This is a genomic window from Liquorilactobacillus sucicola DSM 21376 = JCM 15457 (genome assembly GCF_000612445.1).
GTDB lineage: Bacteria > Bacillota > Bacilli > Lactobacillales > Lactobacillaceae > Liquorilactobacillus > Liquorilactobacillus sucicola.
The window spans coordinates 150,173-171,023 of record NZ_BALC01000001.1 but is presented as its reverse complement, the minus strand read 5'-3'; the positions used below and the strand labels follow the sequence as shown (position 1 = coordinate 171,023).

Annotated in this window: 21 protein-coding genes and 1 pseudogene; 3 read left to right on the top strand and 19 right to left on the bottom strand. The window is 38.9% G+C overall.

Annotated features, from left to right (window positions below; genetic code table 11):
* Nucleotides 1-96: 96 nt before the first annotated feature.
* From JCM15457_RS00905 to asnB, 18 genes and pseudogenes are all read right to left on the bottom strand, one after another.
* Complete coding sequence (locus JCM15457_RS00905) at nt 97-816, bottom strand: DivIVA domain-containing protein (RefSeq protein WP_034986666.1); 720 nt, start codon at nt 814-816, stop codon at nt 97-99.
* A 24-nt stretch (nt 817-840) separates the two neighbouring features.
* A complete protein-coding gene (locus tag JCM15457_RS00900; protein WP_034986664.1) occupies nt 841-1,623 on the bottom strand; it encodes a YlmH family RNA-binding protein in 783 nt (260 codons plus the stop codon).
* 12 nt (nt 1,624-1,635) lie between these two features.
* Complete coding sequence (locus JCM15457_RS00895) at nt 1,636-1,914, bottom strand: YggT family protein (protein WP_034986663.1); 279 nt, start codon at nt 1,912-1,914, stop codon at nt 1,636-1,638.
* Between the two features lie 20 nt (nt 1,915-1,934).
* Complete coding sequence (locus JCM15457_RS00890; RefSeq protein ID WP_034986661.1) at nt 1,935-2,360, bottom strand: cell division protein SepF; 426 nt, start codon at nt 2,358-2,360, stop codon at nt 1,935-1,937.
* A gap of 35 nt (nt 2,361-2,395) precedes the next feature.
* Nucleotides 2,396-3,655 (bottom strand): cell division protein FtsZ, encoded by a 1,260-nt coding sequence (gene ftsZ / locus JCM15457_RS00885; protein ID WP_034986658.1) that lies wholly within the window; start codon nt 3,653-3,655, stop codon nt 2,396-2,398.
* A gap of 24 nt (nt 3,656-3,679) precedes the next feature.
* A complete protein-coding gene (gene ftsA, locus JCM15457_RS00880; protein WP_034986656.1) occupies nt 3,680-5,002 on the bottom strand; it encodes a cell division protein FtsA in 1,323 nt (440 codons plus the stop codon).
* A 148-nt stretch (nt 5,003-5,150) separates the two neighbouring features.
* On the bottom strand, nt 5,151-5,999 hold the full coding sequence (locus JCM15457_RS00875; RefSeq protein ID WP_034986654.1) for a cell division protein FtsQ/DivIB: 849 nt from the start codon (nt 5,997-5,999) through the stop codon (nt 5,151-5,153).
* A gap of 21 nt (nt 6,000-6,020) precedes the next feature.
* Nucleotides 6,021-7,121: an undecaprenyldiphospho-muramoylpentapeptide beta-N-acetylglucosaminyltransferase gene (gene murG / locus JCM15457_RS00870; protein WP_034986652.1), complete on the bottom strand. Its 1,101-nt coding sequence runs from the start codon at nt 7,119-7,121 to the stop codon at nt 6,021-6,023.
* Nucleotides 7,118-8,493, bottom strand: a pseudogene (gene murD, locus JCM15457_RS00865) (UDP-N-acetylmuramoyl-L-alanine--D-glutamate ligase). The gene murG and the pseudogene murD overlap by 4 nt, the downstream one beginning before the upstream one ends.
* Nucleotides 8,494-8,538: 45 nt before the next feature.
* Entirely contained in the window at nt 8,539-9,501 is a 963-nt protein-coding gene (gene mraY / locus JCM15457_RS00860; protein ID WP_034986650.1) for a phospho-N-acetylmuramoyl-pentapeptide-transferase, read from the bottom strand.
* A 3-nt stretch (nt 9,502-9,504) separates the two neighbouring features.
* Complete coding sequence (locus tag JCM15457_RS00855; RefSeq protein ID WP_034986648.1) at nt 9,505-10,989, bottom strand: UDP-N-acetylmuramoyl-L-alanyl-D-glutamate--2,6-diaminopimelate ligase; 1,485 nt, start codon at nt 10,987-10,989, stop codon at nt 9,505-9,507.
* Nucleotides 10,990-11,005: 16 nt separating this feature from the next.
* Nucleotides 11,006-13,156 carry a penicillin-binding protein gene (locus JCM15457_RS00850; RefSeq protein ID WP_034986646.1) on the bottom strand — a complete coding sequence of 717 codons (2,151 nt, stop codon included), beginning with the start codon at nt 13,154-13,156 and terminating at the stop codon, nt 11,006-11,008.
* On the bottom strand, nt 13,153-13,518 hold the full coding sequence (gene ftsL / locus JCM15457_RS00845; RefSeq protein WP_034986644.1) for a cell division protein FtsL: 366 nt from the start codon (nt 13,516-13,518) through the stop codon (nt 13,153-13,155). The genes JCM15457_RS00850 and ftsL overlap by 4 nt, the downstream gene beginning before the upstream one ends.
* Before the next feature lie 18 nt (nt 13,519-13,536).
* Nucleotides 13,537-14,490 (bottom strand): 16S rRNA (cytosine(1402)-N(4))-methyltransferase RsmH, encoded by a 954-nt coding sequence (gene rsmH, locus JCM15457_RS00840; protein WP_034986641.1) that lies wholly within the window; start codon nt 14,488-14,490, stop codon nt 13,537-13,539.
* A gap of 10 nt (nt 14,491-14,500) precedes the next feature.
* Nucleotides 14,501-14,932, bottom strand: coding sequence for a division/cell wall cluster transcriptional repressor MraZ (mraZ, locus tag JCM15457_RS00835; RefSeq protein WP_034986640.1), 432 nt, complete (start codon nt 14,930-14,932; stop codon nt 14,501-14,503).
* A gap of 249 nt (nt 14,933-15,181) precedes the next feature.
* Nucleotides 15,182-15,544 carry a DUF3397 domain-containing protein gene (locus tag JCM15457_RS00830; RefSeq protein WP_034986638.1) on the bottom strand — a complete coding sequence of 121 codons (363 nt, stop codon included), beginning with the start codon at nt 15,542-15,544 and terminating at the stop codon, nt 15,182-15,184.
* 4 nt (nt 15,545-15,548) lie between these two features.
* A complete protein-coding gene (gene dapG, locus JCM15457_RS00825; protein ID WP_034986636.1) occupies nt 15,549-16,748 on the bottom strand; it encodes an aspartate kinase in 1,200 nt (399 codons plus the stop codon).
* 30 nt (nt 16,749-16,778) lie between these two features.
* Nucleotides 16,779-18,665, bottom strand: coding sequence for an asparagine synthase (glutamine-hydrolyzing) (asnB, locus tag JCM15457_RS00820; protein ID WP_034986634.1), 1,887 nt, complete (start codon nt 18,663-18,665; stop codon nt 16,779-16,781).
* Nucleotides 18,666-18,862: 197 nt separating this feature from the next.
* On the opposite strand from asnB, the gene JCM15457_RS11820 reads away from it, so the two are divergent.
* Complete coding sequence (locus JCM15457_RS11820; RefSeq protein WP_081778148.1) at nt 18,863-18,982, top strand: DUF4044 domain-containing protein; 120 nt, start codon at nt 18,863-18,865, stop codon at nt 18,980-18,982.
* A 337-nt stretch (nt 18,983-19,319) separates the two neighbouring features.
* On the opposite strand, the gene JCM15457_RS00815 is transcribed toward JCM15457_RS11820, so the two are convergent.
* A complete protein-coding gene (locus tag JCM15457_RS00815; protein WP_034986632.1) occupies nt 19,320-19,529 on the bottom strand; it encodes a hypothetical protein in 210 nt (69 codons plus the stop codon).
* 248 nt (nt 19,530-19,777) lie between these two features.
* Between JCM15457_RS00815 and JCM15457_RS00810 the strand changes: the two genes are divergently transcribed.
* Both JCM15457_RS00810 and JCM15457_RS00805 read left to right on the top strand, forming a co-directional pair.
* The gene (locus JCM15457_RS00810; RefSeq protein ID WP_034986630.1) at nt 19,778-20,098 is read left to right on the top strand and encodes a helix-turn-helix domain-containing protein; all 321 of its coding nucleotides are present in this window, start codon (nt 19,778-19,780) and stop codon (nt 20,096-20,098) included.
* 29 nt (nt 20,099-20,127) lie between these two features.
* Nucleotides 20,128-20,583: an ImmA/IrrE family metallo-endopeptidase gene (locus JCM15457_RS00805; protein WP_051993207.1), complete on the top strand. Its 456-nt coding sequence runs from the start codon at nt 20,128-20,130 to the stop codon at nt 20,581-20,583.
* Nucleotides 20,584-20,851: the final 268 nt, after the last annotated feature.

Here is a 20,851-nt window from a genome sequence, read left to right as displayed (position 1 = left end):
TCTAAAAAGATGATACCCGCCTAAAATTAGATCATTGACCTTCCACCATATCGTCAACTCGCTAAGACATTTTTTACACGGACATGTTCTTTTAAATCAATTATTTTCGTTGACACCAGCATTTTCATCAAAATGCTGTCCGTCATTTTCATCTTCCTCAGGGAAAATCACAACAGCTTTCTTTTGATCGTCAATCTCATCACTAGCGTTTACATTTGAAACATTATTTGAAACTGATTGTACTTCCTTTGCAGCCTGCTTGTCAAGGTCTTCATTTCGTCGAATTGCGTCTTGAATAGCCTCATAGTTGCTAGTATCACCTTGTTTGAGTATTTCGTCCCACTCGCTACTCTTAACGACCTCCAATTGTGATTCCATCATAACTTGAAGCTTCTGCCTGAAAATTCGGGCTTGTTTCTTAAGATCGTCAGTCTCAACTGTTAGACGTTTAGCCTTTTGAGATGCATCATCAACTATATGACGTGCCTTCTCATTTGCATCATCAACTATATCTTGAGCTTGTTTTTGGGCCTCGTGATTAATAATTTCAGCTTCGCGTTGCGCATTTGCTTTAACCTTATCAGCTGCTTCCTGAGCAACAATGATTGATTGATTCAAAGAATTCTTCAAATCATTGAAATACTTAAGCTTTTCTTCACCTTGCTTAAGACTTTCCGCTAAATGCTCATTTTCCTTCAAGTTGAGTTCATAATCCTTTATAATTTGATCCAAAAAATCATTAACTTCATCTTGATCGTACCCACGCAACTTAACACGAAATTCCTTGTTATGAATATCCAATGGGGTCAATGTCATATCCCCAACACCTCCAATTATGTATTAGTTTTCTAAAACAGAAACATCCAACCTTATTCTACCCTTTTTTGAAACACCGCGTACATAATCCATCCTAAAACGGCCATGGCCTCTGACAGAAACAATATCTTTTCTTCCAAGTTCTGCATCCGGCTTTTCAACCAACATCCAATTAAGATGCACTTTCTGTGCCTGCAGCAAGTCTTTCACCTGTTTACGCGAAAGATTATAGACACCTGCAATCAAGACGTCAATCCTTAATGAACTAACGGAAAGTTGTTTGCTTAACCACTCGTCACGCGACGAAACTAGTTGGTTATCAGGAACAACTGTCATGCTGACCTTAATGCGACCAACATGATCAACTTGCAGACGGATATAGTCTGCCATCTGTGCATCAACAATAATTTGCCACTGTTCACCATCGCTCATGATATCACCGATAACATCCCGTTTAATCCCAATATTCATCAGTGTTCCCAAAACTTGTCGATGCTGTAGCGCGGCAAACTTAGTCGGATAATTTATTCTCATCAATGCGATCTCAAAATCAGCTTGGTCGGGCTCATAATACGAGGGATAGAACAAAACTCTCTTTCTCTCAGCATTAGGAGCTAATCCAAAACTTTTCATTTTGATCTCATCATTCCGCAACAAAGAAGACGCAATCAAACGCTCACGCGGATTGAAAAAACGAGTCAAAATCGGTCGGTACTCATTTCTAACCCTCTCCAGTACATCTTGGATCTCATCGATAACTGTCGCTTCTTCTTTTCTAAAATGTTGATAAACACTATCCTCACTCATTATACATCCCACTTAAAAAACTATCGACCACAGATTCAACAACGAAATAAGTACAAGATCAAAACCATATTTAATAAACTGCAATGCAACCAAAGCTACAATTGGTGAAAAACTTATGCCACCAAGCGGTGGAATAAACCTATCAAAAAAACCTAGGTACGGCTGACATATTCGACCAAGAAATTGACCTAGTTTTGTCTGGTAAGCACCTGGAAACCAAGACATTAGCACAAATGCTACGATTGCTAATGAGTATAGTTCGAATAAACGATCAAAAATAGTTATTATCAATTAATTAACCCCTTAATCAGCTAAAAATCATTATCAGAAAATTCAGCAGCTACATTTCCTTCAACAACAAACCCATGTGGAGTACATAAAAAAATCTGTTCTCCAATACGTTGGACTTCCCCGCCAATTGCAAAAACCGTTCCTGTCAAAAAGTCTACGACACGATGAGCCTGTTGTTCATCCATCCTTTGAAAGTTAACAACTGCAGCTTGGTCGTTCAACAGACGAGTGGCGATAACTTTAACATCAGAATATATTCTTGGTTCAAATAAAGCAATCTTTTTTTCCACTTTTTCTTTTCCTTTTGCATGCATCGAGACAATCTTTGAACTTCTAGCAGCATCTGCCAACTCTTCATCTTCGTTTGTATAATAATTATCTGAGCGATACGTTTCATCTTCATCAGACATTCCAAAAAAACGTCCAATTTTCTCACCAAGAGCCATTTTCACTCCTCCTATCGCATCAATGTTTCTTTTTGTTACTTACGACGGTGACGGAAAAAAGGCGGTGTATTCAGACCATCATCGTCACTTTCGTTCTTTTCTTTAGCAGTATCCATCTTGAAAATATCAAACTTTTTCTTTTCAACACCCTGAAACTCATCTTGTCGTTCAGGTTGATTGACTTTGCGTTCCCCAGAAATTTCACGCCGCAAATCCCAATCTCTTAACGGATCTGACGAACTTGGGTTGGCCTGTGTCTCCTGCTCAGTACTCGTGGAGCGAGGATTCTTATCATCTAAAGAGCCTAAGCGATTGCGTCTTTGTGACTGCTCCCTTTTCTTTTTATCAATCCCTGTTGCAATGACAGTTACAACAACCGTATCTTCCAAATCCTCATTGATCGAGGTACCAAAAATAATATTGACGTCACTCGTTGCAGCCTGTGCCACAATATCAGAAGCATCTTGTGCTTCAAACAAACTCAAATCCGGTCCACCAGTGATGTTTAACAGAACTTGCTCTGCTCCATCTATCGAAACCTCAAGTAAAGGTGAGGAAATAGCCTTTTTAGTTGCCTCTGCTGTTCTATTTTCACCATTTGCGGAACCAATCCCCATCAAAGCAGAACCCTGATTTTCCATCACTGTTTTAACATCAGCAAAATCCAGATTAACATATCCTGGTGATGTAATTAAATCAGAGATACCTTGAACACCTTGGCGTAAGACGTTATCTGCTTCCTTAAATGCATCAAGCATTGGTGTCTTTTTATCAACAATTTCCAACAGGCGATTATTAGCAATAATAACCAGAGTATCAACGTGCTCTTTCATCTGAGCAACGCCCTCGGCTGCGTAACGTGCACGTTTAGGGCCTTCAAAACTAAATGGACGAGTAACTACCCCTACTGTCAAAGCGCCTTGCTCTTTTGCTACTTTAGCAATAATAGGCGCTGCACCGGTACCGGTGCCTCCTCCCATTCCAGCGGTAACAAAAATCATATCAGCGCCCTTTAGTGACTCAGCGATTGATTCTTCGCTTTCTTGTGCAGCTTTATTTCCAATCTCTGGATTTGAACCCGCACCAAGTCCTCTTGTTAATTTCGGCCCAAGCTGAATCTTGGTTTCAGCATTAGAGCTTTTCAAAGCTTGCACATCCGTGTTGGCAACAATAAACTCAACGCCTTTAACATCATCAGCGATCATACGATTCACAGCATTGCCACCAGCACCGCCGACCCCAATAACTTTAATTGTTGCACCCGTATTTTCATTTGCATCTAGTGAAAATTCCATTACGCTTTCCCTCCAATTTATAAATCAATCAAAAAATGTGCTGAAGAAATTCTTAACACCGTCAAAAGCACTGCTTTTTTTATCTGTATCATTTTTCTTCTTAGTACCCGTCTCTTCAACTTTTGGATTAAGGGTTACAACATTGTCACTTTCCTTCGAAATGTTGCGTCTGTCTCCATCAGTAATGGTACTTTTAACAATCTTTTCAATCTCACCTTGCTGCATAACATACTTAATCAAGCCGATAGCCTGTGAAAATGACGGGTGTCTGAGACCCATCTGCTGTGGAATAAATACCTTAACGTTTACATCAAATATGTCTTCTGCCAATTCTTTCATCCCAGGAAGTGCAGCAAGTCCGCCAGTAAGAACGACTCCGCCTGGTAACTGCAAAGCCCTAATCCCCTCCAACGCATCTCTTAGCTTTTCAAAAATTTGTGTCATTCTCGCCTCAATAATCTCACTTAGATACTCCCCGCTTACTTGAACAGGGTCGACCTTTCCCACGACTTCTACTGGGAATACATCATCCTTCGAAGCCAGGCTGCTCGTTGCGTAACCATAGTTGCGTTTGATTTTTTCCGCATTTTCAAGCGAAGTATTCAAAACAACAGAAATATCTTTCGTAACAAACATGCCGCCTTCTTGGTCAACATATGTATACTTTAACTTATGGTCATGCACGACCGCCGCAGTGGTTTGACCGCCGCCGATATCAATAATGACAGCTCCAAAGTCCTGTTCACCATCACTTAAAGCAGTTGTTGAAAGTGCCAACGCCGAAACAACAGTTCCTTCAACATGCAGTCCTGCTTTTTCAACACACTTCATTGTATTATGCAGCACTGTTTTGGGTCCAGTATAGACAACTCCATTCATTTCTAACCGAACACCTATCATTCCCCGGGGATCTTTTATTCCGTCAAATCCGTCAACAATAAACTCATCCGGTATGATATCAATTACATCTCTTTCAGGAGGCAATTTTTGAACCAATGCCGCCTCGGTTACACGATAAACATCGTCTTCGTCAATTTCTTTTGAACTTCCAGCTTCGTCGCTTACAGCAATCATTCCGTTACAAGGGACGATCTCCAGAAGATTTGCTGGAATTCCAACTGTTACTTTTGATATCTGGATGTTTGCCTTTTGTTCAGCCTGCTGAATCGCCTTCTTAATTGCACTAACAGCACGGTCAATATCCACGATAACACCGCGACTTAAACCGTCTGAACGTTCACTCCCCACCCCGATGATGTTCATCTGATCTTTTATATGTTCTGCAACGATTACTTTGATCGAGGTAGTCCCAATGTCGAGACCAACATATATTCCAGAATTTTCCATCAATAGAGCCCCCCTTTTCTTAAATTTGATTTAACCTTATATGGTAAGAAATTACTCAATTTGATTATTTAAATTTTACCACACTGTTTCCTATTAATACACTTCTCGCGTCTCAAATACTTAAATTAATTATATTCAACAAGTAGTTTTACTTCAAAGGATATGAGTATGCGCCTACTTCAAAATCGATAAGTATTTTATTATTTGCTTTTCCTTTAATATCGGGATAGTAGACCATTTTTTTGGCAAAAGTCGAAATAGACGCGATCACTTCGTTACCGTCATTCATGTAAACCCTGATTTTTTCATCATTCACATTTGTCGGTGTATAGTGGATCTCAGATATTGCACTGCGTAGATTAGGTGAAAGACGGTTTACCTGCCGTGCTAAAGCTTCCAATTTTTGGTGATTATTAAATTTGTAATAAAGGGGATAAGCCCCCTGGGCTTGGTCACGCGAGATCTTTGAAACTTTACCTGAATCGTTCAAACTGTAGTATTTACCTTCTTTTGCAACATAACCAACAATTGGATATTCCTTCACTCTGTAGTTGACCGTTGTTCCTTCAATCATAAGTCTGACACTTTTAACTTCCGAAACCTTCTTACTAACCCTAGCTTTTATCTTCTTCTCATTCAGCAAGACGCCCAGTACCAAATTATCTTTGCGTATTTCACCAGCTGAAACAATTGCCTCCTCAGTAAGCTTATCCACTCCTGTCACTTTGATTTCTTGCACCTTACTTATCGGAAGTATTAAGTACAAGGCAGCTATACCAAGTGCTGCGAAAATAACAAGGTTTACTATCAGGCGTCGTCTAAGAATTTTTCTCCGTTGTCTGACTAAACTTGGAAGTTTGTTTCCAATCCGATCTTTTTTAAAAAAATGATGCTTTTCATGTTTCAATTTTTGCTTATGTTCTTGTTGCGCCTTTTCCCAAGGAGTAAGGGGGGCATTTCTTTGAGATTTAACCTTGGAACGCCTTAATTTTTTCATCTCGCACCCCCTCTTTTTCTTTTACTTGTGTGCTTCAGTAATCAGCTGCTCTAAAATTTTGGTTATCCTGTCCGCTGCATCAGTCGTTCCAGCTTTTTTGGCATTTTCACCCATCGCTTTTTGCAGTTCATCATCTGACATCAATTTATCAATTGTATCTGCCAAGACTCTCCCATCCAAATCCTTTTCTCTGATCATCTCCGCAGCATGAACGCTAACAAGACTTTGAGCATTATGGGTTTGATGATCATTAGTCACATATGGACTTGGAACCAAGATAGATGGGAGTCCTAAAGCAGTTATTTCTGCAAGACTTGTTGCCCCAGCTCGTCCAACAATGCAGCTAATCTCTGGCAGAATTGAAGGCATATCCGGTATATAAGGCTCAACTACAATATTTTTTGGAATATCAGTGCCAATCATGTTTTTGATTTTATCAAAATGGACACTGCCGGTCACAAAAAGGATTTGATAGCTTTTGTCCTTTAGAAAGGAAAAAGATTCAACCGTGGCCTCATTTATTCTTCTTGCTCCACGAGAACCACCAAATATCAAGACTGTTTTTTTAGCTGGCTCCAAGCCGTATTCTTTAAGTCGACCACTAGGCTTCATTCCAGCAACTTGCTGTGCACGCGGATTTCCTGTAAAAACAACTTTTTCAGCTGGAAAATTGTTAATAGCTTCTGTAAATGAGATACCAATCTTATCGACAAAGTGGCTTAAAAATTTGTTTGTAACTCCGGCAACACTGTTTTGTTCATGGATAAAGGTGGGAATTCCCATTCTGGCTGCTGCATAAACTACCGCTCCGCAAACAAAACCGCCCGTCCCTACAACAACATCAGGCTTGAACTCTCGCAAATATTTTTTTGCAGTACGCACACTTTTTAAAAATAAATAAACTGTCTTAAAGTTTTCAAGTGATAACGAACGTTTAAATCCTTGAATTTGAATTGTCTTAAATGGTATCCCTGCATCTGGAACTATTTTATTTTCTAATCCCTTATGAGTGCCAACATACAACACTTCGGTAGATGGCTCCTTTTTTCTTACAGCGTCTATCAAAGCAAGTGCCGGATAAATATGTCCACCTGTTCCGCCACCTGAAACTAATAACCTCATTTTCTTGCCTCCACTTTTTTAGCCAGTTGTTCAATTGCATTGATATACATATCTCCGCGAACTTCAAAAGTTGGGTATTGATCCCAACTTGCACACGCTGGCGATAAGAGAATGATATCTCCCTCATGCTCATTTCATAAGCCAATGGAACAGCGGTGACAACATTCTCAGTGTGTTTAATCTCACTCACACCAGCTTTTTGGCCTGCCTTCGCCATCAAATCCGCTGTTTCTCCAAAAACAATCAAACTGCGTACATTTTTAAAATACGGAATCAATCGTTCAAAGGTAAACCCACGGTCGAGTCCTCCCGCCAACAGAACGATCGGCGCTTTAAATCCTGATAATGCCTTTTCTGTTGCCTCCATGTTCGTTGCTTTCGAATCATTGTAAAATTTGCGTTTATTCAATGTAGTTACGTATTGTGTTCGATGACGCACGCCAGAGAAGGTTTTCAAAACCTCCACGATACTTTCTGTGCTTTGTCCCATCAGTTTGGCAGCAGTCAATGCTGCTAGTGCATTCTCAACATTATGTGCTCCGGGAACTCTTATCTCAGCAGCAGCCATTATTTTTTCGCCGCGGAAATACAAAAAACCGTCTTTTTCATACGCTCCTGTTTCGATCTTGTCTTGACGTGAAAAGGGAACAACCTTTGCTCGTGATTGTTTACTCAGGTTTTGCCATTCCTTGGAGTCCCAGTTTACTACAAAGAAGTCATTTTCATCTTGATTCATTGTGATACGCATTTTTGCTTTGACATAATTTTCGCGCGAACCATGGTAGTCTGTATGAGCTTCATAGATATTAGTTAACACAGCAATATGTGGGTGCAATTTGGTGATTCCCAGCAATTGAAAACTTGATAGTTCACTGACCATGACATCATCCGAAGTTGCTTTTTGAGCAACAAGAGTCGCAGGAACTCCAATGTTGCCAGCAACATATGCATGTCCCTTTTCACGGCCTTGGTTTAGCATCAGGGAAATCATCGTGGTTGTTGTTGTTTTGCCATTTGTCCCAGTAATGCCAATCATTTGAGCTTCAAGTATCTCGTATGCCAATTCTGGTTCAGTAATAATTTGTATCTTCTGTTTCACTGCAGCGCTAACTAATACATTTGAATATGGGATGCCAGGATTTTTAACAATTAGCTCGGTTCCTTGCAAAAGACTTAAGGGGTGGCTTCCGGTAACAACTTTTATTCCTGTACTTTCAAGATCAGCAACGATTTTCGCATCTTTCGGTTTTTTCAAATCATTAACTGTCACCCGTGCGCCTAGTTTATTCAAAAGCTTGGCTGCATTAAGCCCACTCTTGCCTAACCCAATTACGAGTATGTGCATGTTTTTATAATTTGTAATTTTTTTCATTCTCAAGGACTTCCTTATACATTATCTTATATCTCATCAAATATCTTATATACTCGTCAACAAAAAGACTACTCCTGCAACAATGCCGACTGCCCAAAAAGTCAAATCAATTCTCCATTCACTCCAACCGCACAATTCAAAATGATGATGAATGGGACTCATTTTGAAAATTCTTTTACCCGTCAATTTGAAAGAGGCAACTTGCAGCATCACACTGGCAGTTTCGATTACAAAAATTATCCCGACAAACAGCAATGACAACTCATGATGCAGTAAGATTGAAACAGCTGCTAAAGCACCACCTAGTGCTAATGAACCCATGTCACCCATAAAAATCTTAGCGGGTTTGTGATTAAAAAGCATGAATCCAAGAAGAGCTCCAATAACTGCTAAACAAAAGATAAGAACATCAAACTGTCCTTGAACATATGCAGTGATCGCGTAGGTTCCGAATGCAATTGTTGCTTGCCCTGCAACCAAACCATCGATCCCATCAGTTAAGTTGACCGCATTTGAAAAACCGACCAGCCAAAAGACAACAAAGAAAACATATAAGAAACCTAGCGGAATTTCATACCCAAAAAAGCTGAGTGAAAGAGGCAGCCCCTCATATAGATAAACCCACATGAATACTACCGCACCGGCAATCTGTCCCAGAAGCTTCTGCCAAGCCTTAAGGCCTTCATTCTGCTTCTTCCAAAGTTTAATAGAGTCATCCCAAAAACCCAGCAAGCCATAAAGAATCAAAATAAATTCAAGTACTAAAACTCTGACAGTCAACCCCCGTGTAAAAAGCGGAAGTAAAATTCCAACAAGCACGATTGCACTGTTAAAAACTAAACCTCCCATTGTCGGTGTGCCTGACTTTTTCTCATGCCATTTAGGCCCATCTTCGCGAATCATCTGTCCCTGATTCTTCTTGTGCGCAAAATTAATAAAGATTGGTAAACAAGCAGTTGTAATGATAAAGCTGCTAATAATCGGCATTACTATCTCTAATCCTGTCATTACCTAAAATGCCCCTCTTCTCTTCAGTGCTTTTTCAGCTTCCTCAACGTCATCAAAATGATTTTTTCTACCCTTGATAATCTGATAATCTTCATGGCCCTTGCCAGCTATTAAAACAATGTCTTTAGGTTGTGCTTTTGCGATGGCATACTGGATAGCAGCTCGCCGATCGAGCAGTACTTTTACAGCACTTTGCTGTGGAATACCCTGCAGCATATCATCAATAATTGCTTGCGGGTCCTCAGAACGTGGATTATCTGAAGTAAAAATTGGATAATCACTATACTGCAGCGCAATTTGAGCCATTTTCGGGCGCTTTCCGTGGTCACGATCACCACCGCAACCAATAATACAGAAAACTTTTCCCTTTGCAAAATCGTTAATTGTCTCCAAAGCATTCAAAAGCCCATCGGGAGTATGTGAGTAATCAACTATGGCACTGACTCCTGATGGAGATGATATCAACTGTAAACGACCCTTAACTCCCTTGAAGTTCGTTAACGCAGCTATGATTTTTTCCGAATCCAATCCTGCGGCATACGCTGCCGCATAAGCTGCTAAAATATTATAAACATTAAACAAACCTACCATTCTAACTTTCAAATGCTGTTTCTGTCCGAATACTTCTAAATCAAAATCCGTACCCTGACTATGAATAACTACGTTAGAGGCCTTGATCATTGCGCTGTTTTTAATTCCGTACGTCAGCACATGTGCAGCAGTATCTTCCTCTAATCTTCTTCCCATAGGATCATCAATGTTTAACACCGCTACTTTACTATTGCCTTGGTGTCTATATTCATTACCCAATTGCGAGAATAAAAGACTCTTGGCGTGTGCATAATTAGCCATAGTCTTATGATAATCCAAATGATCGCGTGTTAAATTTGTAAAAACAGCAATGTCAAAGTCAACTCCCCAGACTCTTCCTTGAACTAGCGCTATTGAAGACACTTCCATCGCGACAGAAGAAACCCCCTGCTCGACCATCTTGCTTAGAGTCCGCTGCAATGTAATAATGTCTGGAGTTGTGTTTTTTGTTGGATAAATTTTATCGCCAATCCGCCGGTACATCGTCCCGATTAGACCGGTCTTTTCTCCATGTTCACGAAAGATTTCTTCAATGATGTGTGTGACAGTTGTCTTACCATTTGTCCCAGTCACACCTATCATTCGCATTGCTTCACTTGGTGAACTATAAAACCGGCTACTTAAGATTGCCATTGCCCTGTTTGTATTTTCAACGTAAACTACAGGTACCCCTAATAAAGACAGTTTTTTTTGCGCGACAATTAGTGCAGCTCCCTTTTGAACCGCCTCGCTCACAAGCATGTGTCCATCAATTTGAGAACCCTCAATAGCAATAAAAATACTATTTTCAACCACTTCTCGTGTATCCTGTGTGACCATTGAAACTACAAAGTCCTTATAGTCAGCGGGTAGCACCTGTTTGAATTTTAAACTTTGAATCAATTTACTTGCTAACATTTTCACCACATCATTCCTACTTTAATTGTACATTTACGGCTTTAACACCATTAAGTGTTTTATTTGTCGCTACGCTCTGAGAACTTACGTATCCAGAGCCCGAGATATTGAATCTTACTCCTAATAGACTAGATAATTTTAACACATCGCTTCGTGACCAACCACTGATATCAGGCATAGTTTTCTCACCATTTGTCAGAATGATCACTCGTTCACCTGATAGCAGCACACTATTTTCGGGAGCAGATTGTGCGATAATTTTGTTTCCATTTCCAATCGCAGTCACATAGAAACCTGCCCCGCTCAATTTCATTTTAGCCTCGGTCGTGCTTTTCCCAACAACATCTGTAACTTTGATTTGCGGAGTCGAGCTAGTCGTTTCTTTATCTTCCTCTAGTGCTCGTTTCATCAATGGATTAAAGATAGATGCTATCATTTGTGAAGATGAGTTATTTTCCATTGTTTTGGGTTGCTTCATTGTGATATATAAAACATATTTTGGGTTATCAGCAGGAGCCATCCCAACAACAGAAAAAACATAGTTCATATCTCCCGTCAGATAACCGGTTCCTGCTGAATTGCTGATCTGAGCTGTCCCGGTTTTTACCCCTATGCGATAGCCGTCAATCTTATAAGCTGATCCGGTCCCGTTTTTATCATAGACAACATCCTGCATCAATCCCAAAACCCTGCTGGCAGTTTCTTTTCGAATAGGCTGCCCAACAACATCGGTTTTATTTCTCAAAATCACTTTATTGTTGTTAGGATCAACAACCTTTTTTACAATTTGTGGTTTGACCATTTTACCACCATTTGCAATTGCAGAAAAAGCCTGCATCATCTGTAACCCCGTTACTGTGACGCCTTGTCCATAAGCCGTATTTGCCCGATCAATCGGATACTTATATTCAATGCTTCCACTGGCCTCATTAGGAATATCCGAACCTGTCGATTTTAGTAAACCAAATTTTTTAATATACTTCAACCAGATTTTACTGCCCATTTGCTGTTCAAGATGAGCCATTCCAACATTTGATGAGCGAACGAAAGCATCACGGTAAGTAATATATCCCCAGCCGTTTGTGTCCCAATCATTGACTGCTTTTCCATCAATTTTATACGTTCCAGACTTAAAAGTGCTGTTAGGGTTGTATGTGCCACTATTGATCGCAGCTGCCAACGTTAAGACCTTCATCGTAGAACCAGGTTCAAAGGTGTCTTCCACCAAGGTATTACGCCAAACTTGATCAATGCCTTCTTTTGTTTGCGCATTAAAAGTCGGACGCTGACTTGCTGCAATAATTTCTCCAGTATGAGCGTTCATTAGAATTGCATTGGAGGATGCAGTGTGATATTTATTCTGTGCCTGTGTCATCAATGTTTCTAAGTACGTCTGAAGTCTGGAATCAATGGTCGTGTAGACATTGTCACCATCCTTAGCTTTTCGCGTTTTTATTTTTTTCCCGGGGATAGGGGTTCCATGAATATCTTTTTCAAAACTTCTAACCCCATTTATGCCTGTCAGTTGACTATTGAAGGCTTTCTCTAGGCCCATGACTCCTACAACCTTTTCACCTTCATTTTCAGCAATACCAATGATGTGTGAAGCAAAAATTCCATTAGGGTACAGTCGTGCCTCTGACTCCTTAAAGTTGATTCCAGTTATATTGGCAGATGCTATTCTTTTTTTCGTTTCAAGTGAAATATTTTTACCAGCATTACTTAATTCAACTTGGTATGTATCCTTATCAACAGGATCTAGGATTTTTCGTATTCTTTCGTAACTAACTGGCAAGTTTTGGCTTAAAACTCGTGCAGCTCTATCTTTATCTTTATCAGCCAGATACTCTCTTTTTCCGAAAGCAACTGCCTTTTTAGAAAGAACAATATAAATTGAATATGTTGATGTATCCTCAGCGATAGGCTGATTATCTGCATCATAAATCGTACCACGTTGGGCTTTAACTTCTGTTTTTGTAGCATAAAGCTGAGCAACTTTTTGCGGAAGGTTCACCCCATTCACATTTTTATGAATTCCAATATAAAAAAAGCGACCGATAAATATCACAAAAATCAACCCTACAATAAAAAAAACTCCTATGCCAAAGTGTTTTCTATTATATTGCGACTTATGCCTATTTATCTGTCGTTTATTTTTCAGACTCATTTATTAACATTCCTTATATTCTGTTCATTCATTGTCAATCCAACTTTTTTTGCCACTTCCATTAATCGACTGCGACTCGACAGCTCACTCACTTCTTGTTTTTTATCAACGTTTTTATTCTGCACGCTTGTTATTCGCTGATTGATACTTTGCAAATTATACTGTGCTTTTGACAATGCAATTTTTGAAGAAACCACGCTCACCATTAGGAACATCGTTATTACACTTGCCACTGTTATTACTGCCACTTCAAGTCGCGATATCGGGACATGCTTAGTTTTTCTTTCTGGTTGTGGATTATGTATTGGAGCTGTTTTCTTTGCTGGTTGTACCGCTATTTTTCTTGCTGCATTCTGTGGCATCACATCACACCCTCTCGTTTATTTGATTGCAGTACGTTCGATAATCCGTAATTTAGCAGAATGTGCCCTATGGTTGGCAGCTAATTCTTCTGGTTGCGGTTTGAGCGGCTTTTTATTAACAAGCCGATACGTTGGCAGCTTATCCTTAGGAATCACTGGTAGTCCTGGGGGAAGATCGGGTAATTGGCTTTTTTCTTTAAACATTGATTTTACAAGCCGATCTTCAAGTGATTGAAACGTAATCACGCTTATTCTACCGCCCACGTTAAGCAACTCCAATGCTTGTTCAAGTGACTTCTCCAGAACACCCAACTCATCATTGACGGCAATCCTAATCGCCTGAAAAACTCTTTTTGCCGGATGACCACCTGTGCGGCGTGCACGCGCAGGGATACCTTCTTTAATGACTTCGACCAGCCGACTAGTCGTTTCAATTGGTGCAATCACACGTTCTTTTTCAATTCGGCGTGCAATTGATTTAGCATATTTTTCTTCACCATAACGAAAGAAGATTCGAACTAATTCAGCGTAATCCCATTCATTAACGATCTGTTGAGCATTCAAAGTTTGACTTTGATTCATACGCATATCAAGCGGAGCATCGTACCGATAGCTAAAACCTCGCTGGGCATCATCAAATTGCGGTGAAGAAACCCCCAAATCGTACAGAACACCGTCAACTTGCTCAACCCCACGTTCAATAAGCTGTTTTTGCAACTCACAAAAGTTCGCTTTGACAAACGTTATTTTCCCAGTTGCCAAAGGTGCGCTCAACTCAGTACGATTAAAATCAATTGCAGTCTGATCCTGATCAAAGGCATATAGATGACCAGCGGGCCCAAGCCTCTCTAAAATCTGCTTACTATGCCCTCCTCCACCTAAGGTGCAATCAACATAAATTCCGCTTTCTTTTATTGCTAAACCTGCGACGGCTTCATGAAGAAGGACCGTTTTATGTTCAAATTTATCCATTTGATCTTCCTCACAATCCAAAATCAATCATTTTTTCTGCAATATCATCAAAATCTACTTCAACCTCTTTTGAGAATTCATCCCAACGGTCTTCTGCCCAAACCTCAAATCTATTTGAAACACCAACAATGACGCACTTCTTGTCTAGTGCTGCGTGAACACGCAACGATCGCGGAATACTAATACGCCCCTGCTTATCAAAATCACACTCAGTAGCTGCAGAATAAAAGAATCTGACAAAAGAACGTGCATCTTTCTTTGTTAAAGGGAGCTTCTGCAGCTTTTCTTGGAGTATCCCCCATTCTTTTTGAGGATAGCCAAATAAACATCCATCCATTCCTCGTGTCACGATAAACTCATTATCAAGTTCATCACGAAACTTTGCAGGAATAATCAAGCGTCCTTTGGCATCAATCGTATGCCGATATTCTCCCATAAACATGAAGACACACCCCCCTCGACAGTACCACACACTGATACTACCACAATCCCCCACTTTAAACCACATTTTCACCCATTATTACCACCATTGTTAATTACTTGTAAAAATCAGCAAGTTTAACTTATAAATCATTATTATTGTGTGCTGTTTGCATGCACTTAAAGTAGTGAAGCCCTTAAAACATTCAGCCAGCATACAAAAAAATCCAGTTAAGAATCAATAGATACATCAATTCTCAACTGGATTCAATTATTTTAAAATTTCAAGAACGACTATGCAACAGTAAATAATAGTGATTACAATGTCAGCCAAACGCCAATAACGCCAGTAAAAGGAACGATATCCCAGTTCCCCCTTAATAAAAACATGGTTTAATGTCATTAAGATTCCCCACAGCGCCATCCCCAGCAAAACATACGGTACAATTGAATTTCCACTTTCATCAAGAGTTAGAAAGTGAATCCCTACAAGCATAAAAGGTGTCATCACATCTATTGGCAATAACTTTGAGGGCAAGAAACGCATCATCTTTTTTTTACCCACTAAGGATAACAGCCAAATGATGAATAGGATCAGTAGTTGGTAATACCAAATTTTTAATATCGGTTCCATTTTATCAATCATCCAATAAAAACTTGTCATGCAAAATATTGATTGCAGCTTCTAGATCCCGTCGTCGAACCAGTACCCAGATAGTGGTATAGCTATCAGTCGTTTGTAAGATCTCAATATTTTTTTGTGCAAGTGCTGAAACGATCTTCGCTGTTATTCCGGGTGTTCCCATAATACCGGCACCGACAATCGACACTTTCACGCAATCTTTAACGATTCTAACAGGTATTTCCTTATCTGAAAGAATTTTACTTGCCATCTTTGCCTCTTCATGCTTCAAATTAAAAACGATTTTTTCAGGTAAAATATTGATAAAATCAACACTTAAGTGATTTGAAGCCAATAATTCAAATATCTTATCAGCTGGATAATCAACCGCAGCTACACTAAATTGGGTCAACCCCGTTTGATGTGCAATACCAGTAACACTTCGATAGTGTTGAATTGAAAGATTGGGGTCAGAAACAAGCGTACCTAATTCATTAAGCCCATCCCAAGTTGATCTAATTCTCATTGGAACATGAGCTTGCTGCGCGACTTCAACCGCGCGTGGGTGAATGACCTTAGCACCTTCATGAGCCATGTTGGCTACTTCTTCATAGCTAACGTTTCTCAGAAAACGAGCCTTCTTAACAATTCGTGGATCAGCAGTCATCATACCCGCAACATCAGTAAAAATGTCAACTCTTTCAGCCCCCAGAGCTGCACCTAGCAATGCAGCCGATGTATCACTTCCACCCCGGCCTAAAGTTGCTATATGTCCTTCCCTTGACAATCCTTGAAAACCGGCAACAACAACAACATCATTTTTTTGGAAAGCTTTCAAAATTCCATCAATTTTAACATCCAGCACTTTAGCATTTTGATACTCATTATTTGTCCTGAATCCTGCATCCGGGCCATTCATTGCCGTTGCTTTAAAGCCCTTCTTTTTTAATAATTCCGTAAAAACAGCTGTTGAAATTATCTCGCCAACTGAAACAAGCATATCAAGCTCACGTGAATCAAGTTTTGTCTCTTCTCCATCAACTAAGTTCAACAAGGAGTCAGTCGCATAAGGCTCGCCAATCCTGCCAATAGCAGAAACAACAACTACAACCTTGTAGCCCGCAGAAACAGTGTAACGAACATGGTCAACTGCCTTGCAGCGTGCATCATAGTCTTTTACTGATGTCCCACCAAACTTTTGGACCATTATTTTCATTGCTTTTTCTCCCCTGATTCAATATCAAAACTACATATCCAGCTGTTGTGCTTTTTGTGAATCTATCAGTTCTGGACTCTCAACATATATCTTATGCCACATCATAAAGGTTAAAATTGTCCATAGTTTACGCGAATTATCTCTCTTTTGTTCACGATGTTCTTCTAGTAGTTTCAAGAAATATTCCTTATTAAAATACTGTTCAGTTTGTGATTCCTTTATAATATTTTTAGTCCACTCATACATTTCATCACGCAACCAGAAACGGATTGGCACTGGAAAACCCAGTTTCTTACGATTCAATACATGATCAGGAACAACTCCTTCGGCAGCCTTACGCAAAATATACTTAGTTGTTCCGTGTGCTATCCGCAAATCTGCAGGTATTTCACTAGCAACAGCAAAAACTTCTTTGTCTAAGAAAGGTGTTCTAAGCTCTAAACTATGAGCCATCGTTGTCCTATCAGCATTATGCAATAAATCGCCATTTAACCACTCATGCATATCAATAAACTGCATTCGGCTTATCGGATCATACTCACGCGAATCATCGTAAAAAGGTTTTGTTATTGATTGAAGTGGATGCATATCATTGTAATCCTTTATGAATTGATGCTTTTCTTTTTCATTAAAAATAAATGCATTTCCAACATACCGATCTTCAAGCGGTGTCGTCCCTCGTAAAATGAAGCTCCGCCCCTTAACACCCTCCGGCATCATATGTGCTATCTTGTTTAAGACAGCATTGATTGGTTTCGTGTAGCGAAACGGCTTGAGTGATTCAGGCTCATGATAAATTGTATACCCACCGAACAATTCATCGGCACCCTCGCCTGTCAAGGCAACCTTGACGCGCTTACGTGCATCCCTAGCAACAAAATATTGTGGAACAGCAGCCGGATCTGCCAAAGGATCATCCATACTCCAAACAAAGTGCGGAAATACCTTCATGAACTCCTCTGGGGTGATAATTGAGCTATAGTTCTTAACACCTAGTTTTTCAGCAGTTTCTTTGGCTACATCTATTTCACTATATCCTTCGCGCTGAAAACCGACAGAAATCGTTTCTAATTGTGAATTGAAATGCTTTGCAATAGCAACAATAATTGATGAATCGATACCACCTGAAAGAAATGATCCAACTGGTACATCTGCACGCATATGCTTTTCAACTGAATCAAATAAAACAGCACGTACCTTTTTGATATATTCATCCTCAGGACGAATCACAGGCTTAAATTGAGCATAATAATAACGTTTTTTCTTCGGTTTTTCACCTAGCTTTTTGCTCAAGTAGTAGCCAGGTTCCAGCATTTTGATTTCCTGCGTTAATGTTTCAGGTTCAGGTACAAACTGAAAGGTCATATAGTCTTGCAAAGCATTTTTATCAAACGTCTTCTGCTGGATAACTTTATAAATAGCTTTGCTCTCTGAGCCGTAATAAAAGTTATCCCCTATTATGGCATAGTAAAAGGGTTTGATTCCAAAATGATCTCGAGCAGCAAAAAAAGTCTTTTCTTGTCTATCCCAAATCACAAATGCGTACATCCCGCGGAAAAATTTCACACAATCTTCCTTATGCTTGGAGTACATTGCCAAAATAACTTCAGAATCAGAATCGGTTTTAAATTCATATCCTTCTTCTTTTAGTTCATCACGCAATTCTAAGTAATTGTATATTTCACCATTAAAAGTCATCCAATAACGTTCATTATCGTAAGAAAGCGGTTGGTGTCCACCCTCCAAATCAATAATGCTCAGACGTCTAAAACCCATTGTAATATTTTTATCTTCAAAATATCCATCATCATCGGGGCCTCTATGGACAATCATCTTATTCATTTTCTTGATTATTTCATTGTATTTTTCTCCAGTGTCTTTTTCAATATCAGATAAACACCCTACGAAACCGCACATAATTTGCACCTCTTCTGGTTATTTTTCCACTCGCTATATTATAATTGTTTATTCCTATTATTTCAATTTGTTTCCCATTTCATAAACTTTTTTTCACTTTTTTTCTGAAACAAAAAAATATTACTTTGAATGTATTTGACATCTTTAAGTAGATAACTGTATAGTGAATTGTAAAATAAGTGAAAGGTGAATCTGCTTTGGCCAAAAAAAAGAAAAGTCGCTTTCAAAAGATAACAATGCTTGTTGTATGGATTATGATTATTGCCACATTAGGAACTGTGGTTCTATCTGCTGTCTTTTCAGTAATGGGGTATTAATTTCATAATAGGCTTTATTAACTAATTATCCACAAGGGAGTGTACCAATAGTCTAATGGCTATTAGTACACTCCCTTGTGTTTTTATTATTATTTGTCTACTTTACTTTGAAATTTTTTATGATGCTTTTTTGAAAATAGATTTTCAAGTCAGCTAAGTATGCACAATAAAAAAAACTTTGCCACTTTTTTGTTACATCTTAAAGCTGTTCTGTGTATCTCCGAATTGCGTATTATATCTTTGGGGACACAGCCACAATAAATATACATTAACGACTGCTTAAACAGTATCTTTTCATTTTTTTGCAAGCACCAGTGCTATCCTTGACAGGGGGAACTTATTCGTCTATTCCAACATACTTTTTAATCTCATCTAATCTCTTTTTAGTATTAATCGAGTTAGCAACACGCCCATTTATTAATTGGTTAACATATGGTTTGGAAAGTCCAAAATGATTTGCAATATCGGTTTGCGAATTTGGTTTGATCCCCATTCGCTTGTTACGTTTTAAACATATCAAAATAGTGTCAGCAAGTTCATACGACATAATTTCCACCTCTCATTGTTAGTTATCTAAAAAGTTAGTTAATTTGTTTGACTGCGCCTGAACGGTATTATAAAATCAACGATAAGTATTGATTCGAGTTATTCTAACATAACTTGTGAAAACTGCTTGATTTAACTAATTGCCTAATTCAATCCAGTTTTTCTATTAGCAATTATACTAACTTATGCGTTAGATTTCAATACTTTTCTAACTTTTTAGTTATAAACATTATACTTAGGAGACTTGTAATGACTGCTGTGGACCGTATTAAAAAATTAGCTAAAGATCATAATATGTCTGTTTATGAGCTTGAGGCCGAACTCGGATTCGGTCGCAATACTATTTATCAATGGAACAAAAGAACACCCTCAGCTGAACGAATTAGGAAAGTTGCCGATTATTTTGAAGTCTCTATCGACTATATCATGGGACGTTCTCGAAATAATGACTCCCATCCAGAAATTGATTTAGCAAACACAAAAGATGTTATTTTGACTTTTGAGGGGAAAACTATTCCCACAGAAGATATTGAACTGATCAAAAAATTATTACGCAAGAATAATAACTAAAAAATCCTTTTCGGAGGGAACGATTCCGCATGAAAAAGATGATTTTGGACTCACTGTTAAGTAAAGCAAAGACTGTTGGTGTCTGCGTTGTCTGGTCAAAGGACTTGAAACAAGATACACCTCCGACCGCGTCTTTTAAATACAAAACAATTGTTATGAACGACAATTGGCGTAATCGAGATGAATTTATTTTTCAGCTTGCACACGAATTGGCACATATCCTAACTGGAGATCCTTATGACGCTGCTTTATATCAGCGAACTTTTAAACATCATGCTTTAATTGAACATAAAGCAAATATCGGTGCAATCAAGCTTCTTCTTCCCTTTTACTGTGATTATGTAAATCAAAGTGTTGCCAACGCCCCAGCCTTTGTAAAACTCTTCTGTATTCCCACACACTTAACTGAAGACGTGAGCAGACTAATGTGTTTATACTATGATGAAAAATTAGCATCCTGCCAACCAACATCAAAGTTCAAATAAACAAGACGTACAAATCACCTAGCGCTGAATAAATAGCGGCTTAATACATTACCCTCGTATATACTTTTGACTATGGACAACTTTTAAGACACCTGATTTTCAGTTTAAACTTAACCTCCCCTGATTAGTAAATACTTATTGCGTTAAATCCATATAGAAAAGCATAATCTCATTTTTAAAAAGTTAGTTTGTTTTTTTTACAAATCTGAAACTTATTTTAAAAATGAGTTTTTCATACACTTTTTCACTCTCTTTTTTCTCCCCTGAA